At 57.9% G+C, this 15,190-nt stretch carries 16 protein-coding genes; 5 read left to right on the forward strand and 11 right to left on the reverse strand.

What is annotated here, in order from left to right:
• Positions 1-39 precede the first annotated feature (39 nt).
• Positions 40-1,167: a RuBisCO accumulation factor 1 gene (gene raf1 / locus NW870_RS09085; RefSeq protein WP_414374949.1), complete on the forward strand. Its 1,128-nt coding sequence runs from the start codon at positions 40-42 to the stop codon at positions 1,165-1,167.
• A gap of 64 nt (positions 1,168-1,231) precedes the next feature.
• On the opposite strand, the gene proB is transcribed toward raf1, so the two are convergent.
• Positions 1,232-2,347, reverse strand: a complete 1,116-nt coding sequence (gene proB, locus NW870_RS09090; protein ID WP_414374950.1) for a glutamate 5-kinase — start codon at positions 2,345-2,347, stop codon at positions 1,232-1,234.
• 52 nt (positions 2,348-2,399) lie between these two features.
• Between proB and psb29 the strand changes: the two genes are divergently transcribed.
• Positions 2,400-3,215, forward strand: a complete 816-nt coding sequence (gene psb29, locus NW870_RS09095; protein ID WP_414374951.1) for a photosystem II biogenesis protein Psp29 — start codon at positions 2,400-2,402, stop codon at positions 3,213-3,215.
• Between the two features lie 9 nt (positions 3,216-3,224).
• Here psb29 and NW870_RS09100 read toward each other — a convergent pair whose 3' ends face one another.
• Positions 3,225-3,929 carry an esterase/lipase family protein gene (locus NW870_RS09100; protein ID WP_414357197.1) on the reverse strand — a complete coding sequence of 235 codons (705 nt, stop codon included), beginning with the start codon at positions 3,927-3,929 and terminating at the stop codon, positions 3,225-3,227.
• 3 nt (positions 3,930-3,932) lie between these two features.
• Positions 3,933-4,487: a GNAT family N-acetyltransferase gene (locus NW870_RS09105; RefSeq protein ID WP_414357199.1), complete on the reverse strand. Its 555-nt coding sequence runs from the start codon at positions 4,485-4,487 to the stop codon at positions 3,933-3,935.
• 167 nt (positions 4,488-4,654) lie between these two features.
• Here NW870_RS09105 and NW870_RS09110 point away from each other — a divergent pair, with 167 nt between their 5' ends.
• Complete coding sequence (locus tag NW870_RS09110) at positions 4,655-5,374, forward strand: DUF554 domain-containing protein (RefSeq protein WP_414374952.1); 720 nt, start codon at positions 4,655-4,657, stop codon at positions 5,372-5,374.
• Between the two features lie 455 nt (positions 5,375-5,829).
• Here NW870_RS09110 and psaC read toward each other — a convergent pair whose 3' ends face one another.
• The gene (gene psaC, locus NW870_RS09115; protein ID WP_414350136.1) at positions 5,830-6,078 is read right to left on the reverse strand and encodes a photosystem I iron-sulfur center protein PsaC; all 249 of its coding nucleotides are present in this window, start codon (positions 6,076-6,078) and stop codon (positions 5,830-5,832) included.
• A 236-nt stretch (positions 6,079-6,314) separates the two neighbouring features.
• Here psaC and NW870_RS09120 point away from each other — a divergent pair, with 236 nt between their 5' ends.
• Complete coding sequence (locus NW870_RS09120; protein ID WP_414374953.1) at positions 6,315-6,683, forward strand: hypothetical protein; 369 nt, start codon at positions 6,315-6,317, stop codon at positions 6,681-6,683.
• A 26-nt stretch (positions 6,684-6,709) separates the two neighbouring features.
• Here the strand turns inward: NW870_RS09120 and NW870_RS09125 are convergent, their stop codons facing one another.
• The 7 genes from NW870_RS09125 to NW870_RS09155 all read right to left on the reverse strand — a co-directional run bounded on the left by NW870_RS09125 (position 6,710) and on the right by NW870_RS09155 (position 13,864).
• A complete protein-coding gene (locus NW870_RS09125; protein WP_414374954.1) occupies positions 6,710-7,072 on the reverse strand; it encodes a DUF3493 domain-containing protein in 363 nt (120 codons plus the stop codon).
• A 3-nt stretch (positions 7,073-7,075) separates the two neighbouring features.
• Positions 7,076-7,717 (reverse strand): hypothetical protein, encoded by a 642-nt coding sequence (locus NW870_RS09130; protein WP_414374955.1) that lies wholly within the window; start codon positions 7,715-7,717, stop codon positions 7,076-7,078.
• Positions 7,718-7,842: 125 nt separating this feature from the next.
• The gene (locus NW870_RS09135) at positions 7,843-9,144 is read right to left on the reverse strand and encodes a gamma-glutamyl phosphate reductase (protein ID WP_414374956.1); all 1,302 of its coding nucleotides are present in this window, start codon (positions 9,142-9,144) and stop codon (positions 7,843-7,845) included.
• A 146-nt stretch (positions 9,145-9,290) separates the two neighbouring features.
• Positions 9,291-9,743 carry a hypothetical protein gene (locus NW870_RS09140; RefSeq protein WP_414374957.1) on the reverse strand — a complete coding sequence of 151 codons (453 nt, stop codon included), beginning with the start codon at positions 9,741-9,743 and terminating at the stop codon, positions 9,291-9,293.
• 57 nt (positions 9,744-9,800) lie between these two features.
• Positions 9,801-11,000 (reverse strand): hypothetical protein, encoded by a 1,200-nt coding sequence (locus NW870_RS09145; RefSeq protein WP_414374958.1) that lies wholly within the window; start codon positions 10,998-11,000, stop codon positions 9,801-9,803.
• A 138-nt stretch (positions 11,001-11,138) separates the two neighbouring features.
• Entirely contained in the window at positions 11,139-12,428 is a 1,290-nt protein-coding gene (locus tag NW870_RS09150) for a hypothetical protein (protein WP_414374959.1), read from the reverse strand.
• Positions 12,425-13,864: an NAD(P)/FAD-dependent oxidoreductase gene (locus tag NW870_RS09155; protein WP_414374960.1), complete on the reverse strand. Its 1,440-nt coding sequence runs from the start codon at positions 13,862-13,864 to the stop codon at positions 12,425-12,427. Before NW870_RS09155 ends, NW870_RS09150 begins: the two co-directional genes overlap by 4 nt.
• A 148-nt stretch (positions 13,865-14,012) precedes the next feature.
• Here NW870_RS09155 and gshA point away from each other — a divergent pair, with 148 nt between their 5' ends.
• Positions 14,013-15,167, forward strand: a complete 1,155-nt coding sequence (gene gshA, locus NW870_RS09160; RefSeq protein ID WP_414374961.1) for a glutamate--cysteine ligase — start codon at positions 14,013-14,015, stop codon at positions 15,165-15,167.
• Positions 15,168-15,190: the final 23 nt, after the last annotated feature.

The following is a 15,190-nucleotide window of genomic DNA, read 5'->3' on the forward strand; positions in this document are numbered from 1 at the left end:
GCGGGGATTTGTCGAGCCTGTTGGAAAGGAAGCCTTGCCATGAGTCAGTATCTGCCGGAACCTGCTGCTGTGGAGGAGGATCCCAGCTTGTTGGTAGAGCGGCTGCGCCGCAAAGAGGGCCGGTGGCTGGATTGGGCCAAGGCCTGTCAAGCTTTGCAACGACAGAAAATGACTCCCCAGGCCATCTTCGAGGCAACCGGGTTTGAGCCCATTCACCAAAACCAGATCCTTGTTGCGGCCCAAGTTTACGAAGGGATGGCCAAAGCAGGAGCCAGCCCAGAAGTTCTGGAGCATTTTGCCCACAAAGGTAGCGATATCCTCTACGAGTTGCGCATTCTCTCCCCACAGGATCGGGTTCGGGTGGCGGAATTTATCTTCAGTCGCCATTTGCATGCCGCTGATGCTCATGAGATCGCCCGCGCCGTGAAAAATTATGCCCAGCTCCAACAGCTCCCGGAAGGGTTTACGGATCACCCCGGCGATGCGGTGGCCTATCAAGCCTGGCGGACGGCCCAGCAAACCCGCGATCTGCAGGAGCGAACTCGGGCTATCGGTCGAGCGTTTCAGTATGTCCACAGTGATACAGCCCGCCGACAGGTGGAGCAGCTCTTGTCCACGATTGCCACCAGCTCCCGCCCCCAACGCAGCGTTTTGCCCAAGCTGTCCGTGTTTCGCTTGGAAGAAGATCTGCCGCGACTGCTGCCGGTGGCCGGATCCCTGCCTCTTGCAACTGCCGCCTGGGAAGGGATCCCCTCCAGCCAGCCCCAAGGGCCCTTTGGCTGGGTTAACAGCCCGACGGAGCAAACTTGGATGGCCTTGCCCGCTTGGCCGGTGATTCAAAAGGCCGGGGATCCGGTGATCCTCCAGGTGGAAAACAGGCTTTTGGGATCCCTATTGGGCTTGCCGGTGCCCGCCGGCGAAGAGCAGGATCCGGTCTTGCTGGTGGTCGATCGCGCCATTCGGGTTTGGGAGGGAGATCAGATGGCAGGATTTTTCCTGGTGGATCAGGCCGGATCCCTGGCGGTGGAGTGGATAGAAGACTCGCCCTCCTCTCCCCTGTTGGGCCAGGTGCTGATGGCAGTGCGCCCCCCGCGGGTTTTCGTTGGCGCTGGCGGTGCGGAGCACTTTGAGGCGCTGGCCCAGGATCTCTGGCAGTTGGAGGAATAGGCATGGGGATCCCAGCCGTTTCCCCATTGGCGCCAGTGGTGCGGAGCACCGAGCTTGAACGGCCTCAATTGAGCAAAGCCAAGTTATCCCGATGGACGGCAGTATCAACCCCTTCGTAGCCCAGGATGTGAGGGATCTCGGCAGTTTTTTTGCCCTTGATCTGCCGCAGCTCCTCGGCGCTGTAGTTCACCAGGCCCCGCGCCACCTCCTGACCGCTGGGATCGCACAAGCGCACGGCGGCCCCCGCCTCAAAGTCTCCAGAAATGGCTGTGATCCCTGCCGGCAGCAGCGAGCGCCCCTGCTGGCACACCGCTCGTACCGCCCCCTCATCCAACGTCAGGGATCCCTCGGGGATAAGGCCGTAGGCAATCCATCGCTTGCGGGCGCTGGCGGGCTGGGGAGCCGGATCAAAGCGGGTGCCGATGGCCTCGCCGGCCAGAATGGCCGGAATTTGCTCAGGCCGTTTGCCATTGGTAATCACCACCGTTACCCCTGCGGCTGTAGCAATTTGAGCAGCGGTCAGCTTGGTGGCCATGCCGCCGGTGCCCCAGCCGCTTTTCCCCTGGGCTTCGGCCTTCACCTGTAGCGGGATCCCGGGCAACACCCGCTCAATGGGCTGGGCAGAGGGATCTCGGTTGGGGTCAGCCGAATAGAGCTTGTCCACATCGGTGAGCAGGATAAGCCACTTGGCCTGCACCATGCTGGCCACTAACGCCGAAAGCGAGTCGTTATCGCCGAATTTCAGCTCCTCCACTGCCACCGTGTCGTTTTCATTGACGATGGGAATAACCCCCATCTGCAGCAGTTGGGCAAAAGTGCGATTGGCGTTCACGTAGCGGCTGCGCTCCACCAGATCGCCACGGGTGAGCAGCACTTGGGCAATCGGCTGGTTCAGAGCCGAGAAGAGGTCATCGTAAAGGCGGATCAGCCGCCCCTGTCCCACCGCAGCCACCGCCTGCTTTTCGGCAATGGCCGTCGGTCGTTGCCGCCAGCCAAGGCGAGCACAGCCCACCCCCACCGCCCCGGAGGAGACCAAGATCACCGCGTATCCCTGCCGGCGCAGGTGAGTCAGCACCTCCACCAGCGGCCCCAATACGGAAAGACGCAACGAGCCGGTCTGAGTATCTGTCAGGCTAGAGGTGCCGATCTTCACCACCACCGTCACGTCTGTTGTTGCCATCGCCTCCCTCAACCCATCTTCCCACCCATCTATTCACCATAGCGGAGCCAAGATGCGGCTGTATTGGTCGTCGCTTGCCCTCAGGGTCACCACAGGCGAGAATAGAACAGAGAAAGCCGTCCTCAAGCTCACCTTTTTTTGTCTGCCTGTGAATCCTGTTCGCACCCTCTCCGCCACCAAAGCGGCCTTTTTCAGCGCCTACCCTCGCCCGATCAACGCCGTCTATCGCCGGGTGGTGGAGGAGTTGTTGGTCGAGCTGCACCTGACCACCGTCAACAGCACCTTCATCTACGATCCGTTTTTTGCCTTGGGGATGGTCACCCTCTACGACGGGCTGATGGAAGCCTACCAACCCCCCGAACAGCGAGAAGCCATTTTCAACGCCCTCTGTAAGGCTTTGCACCTCAAGCCGGAGGTGTTGCGCAAGAATGCCCGCGATCTGCTGGAGTTGATGCGCAGCGGGGATCCCCGTCAGAGACTGGATCTCCTTTGCCTCAAGCCAGAGGCGGAAGATGTGGGCGGGTTGAAAGCCATTTTGGAGCGCATGACTCAGCCGCCCTATGCCTACAGCCGGGTCTTGGCTGTTGGCCTTTATACAGCCTATGAAGCCGTGGCCAAGTCCCTTTACAAAGAAGCGGAAGAGCGCACCCGCCGCTTTTTGGAGGATGTGGTGGGCAAGCTGCCCTTTTCGGCAGAGCGGGTGAAAAAGGATCTGGAGCTCTATCGGAGTAGTTTGGATCGCATGAAGCAGGCGCGGGCTGTGGTCGAGGAGATGGTGAAAGCCGCCCGACGCCAGCAGGAACGCCGCCAATCCGCCGCCTCTTTGCCCGAGACTTCCCTTGCCGACCCGAGCGAGCCCAGCAGCTAAAGGCAGGCCCTAAGCCAAATACCGAGCCCAGGTTTCCACCACCTCGGGGGATCCATACCAGCGCCGTCCACCCCGACCGGAATGGTAACAGTCGGGCAGGGTGAGATTGACAGCCCCCTGCAAGTGGGCAGCCTCGATGGGGATAATGCCATCGCCCCACAATTCCCCCTGTCCAGCCGTGAGCCAATAGCTGTTGTAGGCCAGCCAAGCCAGATAATCCTCCTGTCGCCACAGGGATCCCAGGCCCAAGCGCCGCCCCTGAATGGCTCTGCCCGCCACGCACACATAGTTCACCTCGGGCCAAAAGGCCCCCGGATAGTGGGTGTTGACAAAGTCCAAATTGCGCTTCGTCCAGCGCTCCCGGCTGATGTGAGGGGATCCCAGGCTGATCAGCGTAGCGACGTGCTCCCGCCCCTGCCACACCTGTCCCCCGTAAGGCACGGATCCCAGGTAGATGCGGGCAATCCAGCCGCCGGCGGAGTGGGCCACCAGGTTAACCCGGTCAACCCCAAACTCAGCGCAGGTCTTTTGGATGGCCTCTCGCAGCGCCCACAGGATGGGAGTGACGGGCCTTCCCCCCAGCGTGGGAAACCAACTGCGCACCCGTAACGGCACCACCCGTGCCGCATAGCCGCGGGCTTCCAGCTCTTGACGCAAGGGCTCATACTCCGACGCGCCCGCCAGATAACCGGGCAAAATCACCAGAGGAGCCATACGCTAGCGGGGATACCAGAACATGCCTTTGATCCCCTCGGGGTCGGGGGTGAAGCCCAGCCGCTCGTAAAAGCTGACCACCCCTTGATCGGCAAAAAGGGTGATGTTGCTGATGTCTTGGGCGCGCAGCTCTTGGATCACCTTTTCCATCAGCCGCTTGCCCAGACCCTTGCCCTGGAAATCGGGATGAACCACCACGTCCCAAATGGTGGCATTGAAGGCGTGGTCGGACGTTGCCCGGGCAAAGCCGATGAGGCGACGATAGCTGCCCCGCTGCTGCCACATCGACACCACCAAAAAGCTGTGCTGCAGGGCTTTTCTCACCTTGGGAATGGGACGACGCGACCATCCCACCGCATCGCAGAGCTCCTCCAGCTCGTACAGATCCAAGTTGGGATCCAAGCTGAACAGGATGGACTCGCCCTGTACCGCCACCACTTCCTGACGGTCGCGACTGCGCTGCGCGGCAACATGACCAGCTTTGGCCGTCGTTTTTTGCGCCAACTCTTTCGTCGAAGCGGCCCCTGCTGCCCCGAACAGGCCCTTCCAAAAGCTCATCGGATGTCTTCGTGGAGTGAAAGCCCCCATCTGATCAGGTAGGCGTGTCCTCAGTATAGCCAGGATTGGCAGCGGGAATAGCTGAATCTGCATAGGTGCTTCCGCGCAGGCTTGGGACAGGTCTTTATCGGAAACTGAGAGTGGAAAGTCTGGGCGCTAAAAAGTCTATGGCTCCTCCCGGCACCGGCACTCTCGTCAATACCCTCGCCATCTTGGCGGGGAGCGGCCTTGGTTGGGGAGTAGGTAGCCGCCTGCCCCAGCGAATGAGCCAAACCCTTTTGCAAGCCATGGGATCCCTGGTGCTGGTCTTAGGGATCCAAATGGCCCTCACCCTCGGCAGTGCCGCCCAAGCGGTAACGGTTTTGGTTGCTCTGATGTCAGGAGCTGTGCTGGGGGAGTGGATTGACATCGAGGCTGCTTTTGAGCGGATTGGCCAGGCCCTGGAAAAGCAGGTAAGCCGTTGGCTGGGCCCCAACCCGATTACCCGTGCCTTCGTCACCACCAGCATCCTGTTTGTGGTCGGCCCCATGACCCTGCTGGGATCCATCCAGGATGGATTGGGGGATCCCTCGCTGTTGTTGGTGAAAGCCGCTTTGGACGGGATCGCCACCCTCGCCTTCACCGCCAGCCTTGGCTGGGGCACCCTATTTTCTGCGGTGCCGGTGCTCCTGGTTCAGGGGGGAGTGGCTTTGTTGGCGCGGCAGTTGCAGCCTCTGTTGCGCCCAGACCTGATCGCCGCCTTGGAGGCCACCGGTGGGATCCTGATCTTGGGCATTGGCCTCAACCTGCTCGGCCTGGCCCGCCTGCGGGTGGCCAACTTGCTACCGGCTTTGGTGATCGTGGAGCTGCTGGTGGGGTTTTTCCCCGTTTGGGATCTCCACTTCTAGGTTTCCAGGTCGGTTGGGAGGTAGAAAGGGTCAGAAACCGCTTAATGGCCGGCGGTTAACTGGGATCCAATCTCTGATGACCCCCGATAGTCTGAAAGAGCTACTCAACCACACCACCAGAGAACAGTTGGTGCAGGAAGCCCTACGAGCGGAACGTTCCAAAAGCTACTTGGCTTTTCAAATGCTTTCGAATTTGCTTTCTATGAATCCCCCCGAAGGGGGGACTTGCGGACAGCAGGCGTTGGGCAAGAGCGGTTGACTACCCCGCCGCTACAGGCAGCATAGTGCAAAGCCGCCCTGGAAGGACGGGGCTTTAAACCCAGTTTTTTGGTTAAGCTTGATGACGACTCTTTCCCAGGCATCAATGCCGGGGCTTGCACGCCAAACTCTCGGTGAAGCTTTTGCCAGTAATTTATAGGCAATTGCAAATCAGGATGCAACCAGCCCCCAGCAACTCAGTAGGCCAAGCCCATGCTGCGGGTGGTTTCGGGGCCAAGGTAGACCCGGATGCTCAGGAAGTCGGTAGGGCAAGCGGTTTCACAGCGTTTGCAGCCAACACAGTCTTCGGTGCGGGGGGCAGCCGCGATCATCCCAGCTTTGTTTTTTCCCTTCCAGGGCACCATCTCCAACACGTCGGTGGGACAAGCCCGCACACACTGAGTGCAGCCGATGCAGGTGTCGTAGATCTTGACCGAGTGAGCCATTAGCGTTCTCCAGTCGAGCAGGTTGAAAAGTTAAAAAAGGTTTACCGAATCGGCATGGCAGCAACATCGCTGCGCCAGTGCCCTCAGTGTACTGTAGTCCTGGGAAGCCTCCAAAATCTCCGATCCAAATGTTCAAACAAATTTACATCCGGTGGGGTCGTCCTCTGAGCTGATGGGAAGGTTGCTAGGGTTGGGCTAGGATCGGCCTGAAGATCACAGGACAAGGGATCCTGAACATGGGGCGTTCGGTGCAGGATTGGCGAAGGCAAACTCAGGACAATCTGCGTCGTCTGGGGCCGATTTTGCTGGAGATCTTCGAGGAGAACAGGCCTCGCCTGCGCCAATGGGATCAGCAGCTCACCGATTGGGTGCGCAGCCGCCGCTGGGGGGTGGATCCGTCTCTGCCCAAGGTGGCTATCTATGTCCTGGGCGCAGTGGTGATCCTGGCGATCCCACTTCTCACGTTTGTGGCTTTGGGGGCCTTTCTGACCTTTCTGGGTGTCCAAATTGTCCAAAAGTGGTCACAAGGGGATCCCGCTCGCCAAACTCAGCGCCGCTATCTGCGCAGTGCTGACGCGGATGATGATGACTTTGATCTGGATTGAGAAAGGGGCTGCGGGGAATGGGCGGGCTAACTGTCCGCCGACCGTTGGGGCTCCTGGGAGTCTTGCTGCATGCCCAAGCGTTGTTTGACCTGTCTGATCACCTTCTGGTGAGAGCGGTTTTCCAGCCTGTTCAGGCCGATGGCGCCGGCCAGGATCCCCAACTGCAAGGCCAAGCTGGGCAAGGTGGTGCTTAAGTCTCGCCCCGCCAGGGCCTGAAAGAAAAACACAAACGCCCCGATGGTGGCCGAGAAGCCCGCTGCCAGGTAGATGAAGCGCCGCAAGCTGCGATAGGGAGCGGCCAGCTCCGTCAAGAGCCTCACTTGCTCCGCTGAAGAGGGATCCCGGCGTTGCGACAGGGGCGATCTTGGCTTGGGATCGGAGTCTGCCATTGGCTACACCTCCTCAGGCAACAAGAGGGGCTCCCGACCGGAAACCCCCGCCAAAACGGCTTCGGCAGCGCGGCAGGCGGCCAGAATATCTCGCTCTTCCCCTCCCAAGTACACGCGGCCAAAGCTACCGAAAGGCATCACCTCCAGGATGTTGATCTGGGCAGATTTTTCTGCCTCGTTGGCAGCCAGGGGGGCATAGCCTGCCGGTTGCACCTCCAGGATGTAGAGGGTTTGGCCAGCCAGGAGCATTTGGCCACGGCGGGAACGGTTAATCAACTGGGTTTGGTGGGGATCGATGTTGCGGATGATCTGGCTGGAGATGATGCGGGGCTTGAGGCGCTCCTGTTCGCTCACCCCCAAGGCAGACAAAATGGCGCGGCCAGCCGTGCGGGTGTCCCCTTGGTTGCTGGAGTGTACCTCCAAAAGGCCGTAGAGCCGCTCCACCACCTGCAGCCCCGGCCTAACGGAAGTGGCCTTGAGCGCCACATCCATGACGCGGTTGATCTCAATGCCGGGGGAAATCTCGACCCACAAAGAAGTGTCCCCAGGCAGGGGCAAAAAGCCGTAGGCTACTGTGCCCAGATAAGCAGCATACTGGGGTTGCAGCCGATCCAAAAACACGTAACTGCGAAGGTCGATCCCCAAAAAAGTCCTCCCTTTGGGCTCGGTTGGATGGTGAGCTGATGTCGATCTATTCTTTACTATTCTTATTCTTCTCCAGCCTCATCGCAGCTCTTGGGTCCTTGGGCGGGCCGACCAACCTTCCAGCTCTACAGGTCACCCTGAGCCACCACCTTCACCGTTGTCAGGGCTTCCACGTCGATGGGCCCGCGCACGTGCAGCCGCTGGGTAGAAATGCCCAAAGACAGGTCGCGAAACGCTCCCAACGTGGGGATCCCAGCTCCCCGACCTGCTGAGAGGGGGGAAGTGTTGATGTGGATCAGGGCGGCATCCACCTCTTGGAGAAAGCGTTGGGCCGCCGATTGGCTATCGGTGAGGATCGTCTCCGATTGACGGCAACCATTTTTGTTGATCCAGGCGATCGCCTCCGTCAGGTCGGCAATGGGCTGCAGGCGCAGATGAGGTCGTTCTGTCGAGTCAAAGCCTTGCCCAAGCGGCTGGAGCTGCGGGAACTGTTCCAGAATGGAGGCGGCTGCCTGGATATCGATCCCGTGACCCAGCAAGTCCTCAATCAAGGCGGTCAGATGGTTGGTGGCCCAATCGGTGTGGATCAGCAGCCAGAGGGTGAGGGGCTGATAGATGGGGATCCCTTCTGAGCCGTACTGGGCCAGGGGATCCAACAAAGCCGATTTGACCAAGGGCCAAGGGGCAGTGCGATCCAGATAGATGTGGCCGTAGCCCAAATGGGTGGCCAGAGTCGGCACTTTGCTGGCCTGCAACAGGAACTCCACCCAGCCGGGGCGACCGCAGGGAATCACCAGGTCGAGGTAGCGGGTTTGCTGTAGCAACGGCAACAGTGGGGAATCTGCTTGGGGATCCGCCGTTTGGTCTTGGGCGGGCAAGGTTTGAATGGCTCCTTCCGGGATCCCGTGCTCGTAAGCCGTCTCTGCCAAGAGGTTGACCATGGCCTGGTGGGTTTTCTGGATGGGACCGCTGCTGGCCAAAATCACGCCGTTTCCCGCTTTTAAGCACATGCCAATGCCATTTAGGGCAAACTCGGGGTAGATTTCATAGACCAGAGCGATCAACCCCAATGGAACGCGGTAGCGGCCAATAAACAGGCCGTTCTCCTGGCGGTACCCCTTCTCCAGCTTGCCAATGGGATCCGGCTGCTGGGCCAGGAGAGTCAGCAACTGGGCGGATCGCTGTAGGCGCTCGGGGGTGAGCTTCAGGCCGTTGAGGATCCACTCCGGTACGGTTTGCTCGCGGCAACTTTCCAGGTCAAGGGTATTGGCTTCCAGCAGCAGATCGGAGCGCTCCAGCAAACACCGCGAGAGAGCCAGCAGGGCCTGGCGCTTGATTTGGCTGCTCAACCGCTGCAGTTGGGGTAGCAAACGGCGTACCTGTCGCAGAGTGGTACCTAAGTCAAAGTCTGAACCGAAATCTGTCACTTGAACTTCTCCCGCCTAGCCCATCAGAGACAGATCCGCCGCTTTCTCCAGACCACTGCTAACACTGCTAACAAGAAATGGTTGAATCCACAAGTGTCAGGGCTGCCGACTCTAGAAACCGGTTGCCGGATCAGATCTCGTAAGTCTCAGGGCCGCCGCAGCAGCAGGATCGCCGTTACCATCAGCAGCGTTAGCAACAAGCCGAGAATCATGAACCAACTGAGCAACTGGGTTTGGTTTGGGAAGAGCACTGCGCCGATGAACCCAACCGCCAAGACAATGCCCAAGCTGAGGGTGAGGCCCAAGAGCGCGGATCCCTGTAGGGTGTTTTCCCGCCGCAACACCCATTGGTAGCCGTTCCAGAACCACATTTTGCGGTAGGGATAGGAAACGGCCAGTTGCTCGATGTACAGGCGGTCGGGGGTGATGGCAAAAATATGCTGGCAACGGCTACACCCGAAGGCTTCGGTTAGGGTGATCAGGCGTAACTGACCTTGGTGGCAGCACGGGCAGGGGTAAATTTTGGTGGGCTCAAGGGTCTGAGCGACACGCGAGGCTGATTTTTGACGGGGAGACTTGCGGGGAGAAGAGAACGCCACAGCTCTCAGCCGGTGAGAAGTTGGGATCCCTCACATCCTATCTTCAGGAAAGCGGAGTCAAGCCACCCAGAGATGGTGGACGTAGCGCCAGGTGAGGATTTGGTTGAGGGCGAGGAAGATCAAAGCTAGAAGCCCGTAGCCCAGCTTCAGGATAGTGCCAAGATAGCCAAGCACCCTTTGGGGGATGAAGCTGAAATCGGTGTGTTTGGCCCAATGTACCAACGCCAACACCTGCAGGATGTGAACCGGCAGACAATAGCGGCTCATGCTTCGCTGGCCCAAGGGGCTCGTACCCGTCAGGGCAATGTAAAACATGGCCCAAGCAGCCAGATGAAATCCCAGCCGCTCCCGCCAACACTGGCTTCTACCTGCCATAACTCCTGCCGCATCCATTAAACCTGTAACAAGCAGGGATCCCAGGGTGGCAGACACAAACAGTTGGCTAAGAGCGTCAGCCCACAGCCCAGGGTCTTTCATCGGTGCAGAAAGAGAGAGTAAGCTTTGCCAGCGTTCGGCGGAAAGGACATATGTGCGAGCTTGGAAAATAGCTTGATAATTGGCTTTCACGCCGGTAAAGTAACGCTGCATTTCCAGGTAGAGATCCCAGCGTCCGAAGCGGAGCTGACAGTAGAGAAAAAAGCCCAGGCCACCCAACAGAGCCAAGCTCGCTGCCATACTCGTCCAAAACCAACGGCGGGCTTGGGTTCTCTCCCCCGCTTTCAGGAGATTCAAAAAAGGGAGCAGCGCCACCGGCAAGCCGACAATCCGAGTAGCACTCATCACCAAGCCGTGGATCCCAGCCAGGAGCATCAGCAGGGGACGGCCCCCGTGAATTGACCAGTAGAGAAAACCCAGTAGGCTGGCCATAAACAAAGATTCGCTGTAGCCCACGACCAGGTAAAAGCTGGTGGGATAAAAGAAGATGAGCAAACTAGCCAAAATTTGCCAGAGGGGGGGAATTTGCCACCTGCGGTAAAGCAGGAAAAGGTAAACCCACATCAGCCAGCAAAAGAGTTGGGCGGTGAGGTAGAGCCCCAGTTCAGGGTCAACTCCCACAAGGTGACTGATTGCGGCCACTGCCAGGGGATAGCCGGGGAAAAAAGCCACGTTGCTCTGCTCATAGGCAATCTTGTCGAAACCCACAAACTGGTACCCCCGCCGCACAATGCTGAGATACCAATAGCTATCCCGCTGACTCAGGGCTGTGAAGGCAGAAGCATAGTCACCGCGTTTTGTCCAGAGGTATATCGTTAGCACTTGCAGGATAGTAAGCGCTAAGCCTAGCAAAGCGATCCGAACAGAGAAGCAACCTAAAAGTTTGCGGATCTGCTGCAACAGATGGCTGAGGCGAAGACTCATCGGCACATTGCTCTTTCTCTCGTCAAGACGGCTCCGTCAAGCCACCCAAAGATGTTGGACGTAGCGCCAGGTGAGGATTTGGTTGAGGGCAAAAAAGATGAAAGCCAAAAGACAATACCCCAGCTTCAGGGCACTGCCAAGATATCGCCAAGCCCGTTGGGGGATGAAGCTGAAATCGGTGTGTTTGGCCCAATGCAGCCAGGCCAGCACCTGCACGATGTAAACCGGCAGGCAATAGCGAACCATACTTCGCTGGCCCACCACACTCATTCCTGCTAAGGCAATGTAAAACATCACCCAAGCAGCCAAATGAAACCCCAGCCGCTCCTGCCAGCGCCGACTTTTGCCGGCTGTGGAGCTGATCCCATCTATCAAACCGGTCACCAGTAGGGATCCCAAGGTGAGAGGAACAAACACTTGACTGAGGGAAATTGCCCATATCCCAGCTTCCAAAGCTTCAGAAAAGGAAAACAGGGATCGCCAATGACCAATAGAAAAGAGAGGAGTATAGGTGTGCGCTTGAACAATGGCCAGGTAATTGACAGAGCTGGGGCCAAAGTAGGACTGCATTTCCATGTAGAGATCCCAGCGTCCAAAGCGAAGCTGACAGTAGAGAAAAAAGCCCAGCCCCCCCAGCAAAGCCAGGCTCACTGTCGCCACTGTCCAAAGCCAACGTCGGGATCCTGACCAGAGATTGAGAAGTGGAATCAAGGCTACCGGCAAACCCACAATGCGGGTGGCGCTCATTGCCAAGCCGTGGATCCCGGCCAGGAGCATCAGCAGGGGACGATCCCAATGAATTGACCAGTAGAGAAAACCCAACAAGCTAGCTGTAAACAAAGACTCGCTGTAGCCCACACACAGATAAAAGCTGGTGGGATAAACCAGGATGAGCAAACTTGCCAAAGCCTGCCAGAGCGGGGGAATTTGCCACTTGCAGTAGAACAGGAAAAGGTAAACCCACATCAGCCAGCAAAAGAGCTGGGCGGTGAGGTAAAGCCCTAGTTCAGGGTCAACGCTCAAAAGGCGACTGATTCCAGCCACCGCCAGGGGGTAGCCGGGGAAAAAAGCCACGTTGCTCTGCTCATAGGCAATCTTGTCAAAGCCCACAAACTGATACCCCTGCCGCACGATGCCGAGATACCAATGGCTATCCCACTGAATTAGGCCCTTGAAGATGGAAACATAATTGCTCTCCTCACTCCAGAGGGAGATCATGAAGATCTGCAGCACTGTCAAGGCCAAACTGGGCAACAAGATTTGCCCTAAGAAAGGGGCAAGGTACTGCCGACCTCGCTGCAACAGATGACTGAGAGGAAAGCTCATCGCTGAATCGTTAAGGGTGAAGATGGCACTTTGATTTCTTCTTGGTAATCGTCGTCGGAGTTCACCTGCCAGAGATTGTGACTACCGGGTCGGAGAATGTTCTCAGCCGCCAGCAAGCCCATCAGTAAACTGTGATCTTGGTTGTTGTATTTAAATGAGCCGTAGCGGCCCACCACTTGTAGATTTTCAAACTGGCTGAGATACTCCTGCAAAATGGCTAAATCTTCTTTATAGCTACCGGTATAGATGGGATAAGTGCGGGGCAGGCGCACCACAAAGCCACTGTAGATCTTTTGATCGTGAAGCAGGCCAATTTGACGCAGCTCCTTCTCGGCCAAAGCCAGCAATTCCTCCTCAGGAGCTTGCCACAAGGGATCCCCAAAGTTGCACCAATACTCACAGCACAAGGGGGTTTGCTCTTGGTTGGGCAACATGGCCGGAGACCAATTGGCGAAGTTGGTCACCCGTCCCACCCCCACCGTTGGATCGTTGATATACAGCCAGTTATCGGGGAAGAGCTGGGATCCCTGCACAATTAGGTAAACCAAAACCGTGTTGCGAAACCTAAGATTCCGGGCTGCCTGCAACACCTTTGGGGGTGGTAATTCCTGCAGACTTTGCACCAACACCGTTAGAGGAATCGAAGAAATGACGTGAGAGGCAGGAACCCAAGTCTCTTGCTGAGTCTGAAGGTTGCGCAATTGCAGTTCGGCAATTTGGGATCCCTCGTGCCTAAGGGCGACTACCTCTGTATTGAGCAAGACTTTCTGTCCTTCGGCAAGCAAATACTCCTGCATTTTTTCATAGAGCTGCCCGGATCCCAGGCGAGGAAACTGAAACTGATCGATCAGGGATTTCACCGAACCTCGATTCCACCCCAATGCCTTTTGGATGGCTTGCCCAAGGCTGAGACCTTTGATGCGCTGGGCAGCCCAATCAGCACTGATCTCGGTACAAGGGATCCCCCAAAGCTTTTCCGTATATCCTTCAAAGAACATTTGAAAGAGTCGGGTGCCGAACTTGCCTTTGACCCAGTCGGCAAAGTTCTGGGGAGCTGGTCGCGGAATTAATTGTGCCCAGAGATAGGAAAGGACAATGTGCAGGCTTTCCCACCAACCCACTTTGCGCAGGACTTCCCAGGCCTGAATGGGGTACTGAAAATACTGCTTGCGGTAATAGATGCGGGTGAGCCGTCGGACGGTTACTTGCTCGGATTCCAAAACCTGATTCCACAACTCTCGCACCGGCAGGATTTTAGTGAAAAAACGGTGCGGGCCATAGTCCAAGATAAACCCCTGATACTGAATACTTTTGGCCAAACCCCCGACCTTCTCCTCTCGTTCTACCACCACTACGGAAAAACCCAGTTGGTTCAAGCGATAGGCAGCCGCCATGCCTGCCGGCCCCGCTCCCAGGATGTAGATGGGATCCCCCACTCTGTCTCTTCCCGAAACTGCTTTACAGGGACATTCTAAAACAGGTCGAGAAACTTCCCTACCATCGGCCAATTCCCTGCCAAACCCCAGGACAATGAGGGGAGAAGAGAAAGGTTAGACTGGTGAGGCTGCGGCTGGAGGCTGGCCTGTGCTGTTAACCAAGGGCTTTGAGGTGGAAATGTACACCGGCACCGCCGCCGGGGAAGTGGTGGGTCTATCGGATCGCATTTGCCAAGCTTTGCCGGGGTTTGTGCGGGAGCCGGATCGGCGCAACGTGGAGTATATCACCCCTCCCCTTCGCCGCTACGAAGACCTGCTCTGTGCCTTGTTGCGGCCTCGCCTACAGTTGCGGCAATTTTTGCGCCGTCTTGGCCCTTACACCCTTCTGCCAGGGAGCACGCTAGCTTTGGGCGGCAGCGACCACTTCGAGCGGTCGGATCCCGGCAACCCCTACCACGACTACATCGAGCGCACCTATGGCACGCGGGTGGTAACTGCTAGCATTCACATCAATGTTGGCCTGCCAGGTACCGAGGCCATCTTCCGGGCCTGTCGCCTGCTGCGAGCGGAAGCATCTCTCTACCTAGCTCTGAGCGCTTCCTCTCCTTTTCTGGACGGACGGGTGACGGGATCCCACTCCAGCCGTTGGCAGGTGTTCCCCAAAACGCCGGCTCAGGTGCCCTTCTTCCGGGATCACGCCCACTACATTGCCTGGATCCAGGAGCAGCTAGCCTTGGGCACAATGCAGAATGTGCGCCACCTGTGGGCCTCGGTGCGACCCAACGGCCCGGAGCGGCCCTACCACCTCAACCGCGTGGAGCTGCGCATTTGCGATCTGGTGGGGGATCCGGTAATGGTTCTGGCGATTACCGCCTTGGTGGAAGCCCGTCTCTGGCAGTTGCTGGCCCAGCCGGAAGCGCTGGATCCCTTGCGGGGGCCCTTTACCCCAACAGAGCTGGAGAGCCTTTGCGAAGCCAACGAGCAGGCTGCTGCTCGAGAATCGCTGCAATCTCATTTGGTCGATTGGCGGACAGGCCGGGAACGGGCGGCCCAAGAGTGGATCGAAGAGCTGCTGACCGAAGCTTGGCGTATTGGCCAACCTCAAGGCTTGGGCTGTTTTCTAGCTCCCTTGCAAACTCTGCTCCACCAGGGCAATGAGGCCCAACGCTGGCTGAAGCAAGTCAACCAGGGATCCACACCTGCCCAGGTGTACCAACAGGCCATCCAGGAGCTGGCCGAACAAGACCGAGAGAGCATGACTCTAGTCAATAATAAGCTCAACTATACTGAAAATAATGTATAATATGTTCAGTACGGATTACTACC

The organism is Synechococcus sp. R50.1 (genome assembly GCF_047462115.1).
GTDB lineage: Bacteria > Cyanobacteriota > Cyanobacteriia > Thermostichales > Thermostichaceae > Thermostichus.

Bases quoted from the DNA above. Each gene is read 5' to 3' on its own strand.
- raf1 (WP_414374949.1), top strand. From the start codon at position 40: ATGAGTCAGTATCTGCCGGAACCTGCTGCTGTGGAGGAGGATCCCAGC.
- proB (WP_414374950.1), bottom strand. From the start codon at position 2,347: ATGGCAACAACAGACGTGACGGTGGTGGTGAAGATCGGCACCTCTAGC.
- psb29 (WP_414374951.1), top strand. From the start codon at position 2,400: ATGCGGCTGTATTGGTCGTCGCTTGCCCTCAGGGTCACCACAGGCGAG.
- NW870_RS09100 (WP_414357197.1), bottom strand. From the start codon at position 3,929: ATGGCTCCTCTGGTGATTTTGCCCGGTTATCTGGCGGGCGCGTCGGAG.
- NW870_RS09105 (WP_414357199.1), bottom strand. From the start codon at position 4,487: ATGAGCTTTTGGAAGGGCCTGTTCGGGGCAGCAGGGGCCGCTTCGACG.
- NW870_RS09110 (WP_414374952.1), top strand. From the start codon at position 4,655: ATGGCTCCTCCCGGCACCGGCACTCTCGTCAATACCCTCGCCATCTTG.
- psaC (WP_414350136.1), bottom strand. From the start codon at position 6,078: ATGGCTCACTCGGTCAAGATCTACGACACCTGCATCGGCTGCACTCAG.
- NW870_RS09120 (WP_414374953.1), top strand. From the start codon at position 6,315: ATGGGGCGTTCGGTGCAGGATTGGCGAAGGCAAACTCAGGACAATCTG.
- NW870_RS09125 (WP_414374954.1), bottom strand. From the start codon at position 7,072: ATGGCAGACTCCGATCCCAAGCCAAGATCGCCCCTGTCGCAACGCCGG.
- NW870_RS09150 (WP_414374959.1), bottom strand. From the start codon at position 12,428: ATGAGCTTTCCTCTCAGTCATCTGTTGCAGCGAGGTCGGCAGTACCTT.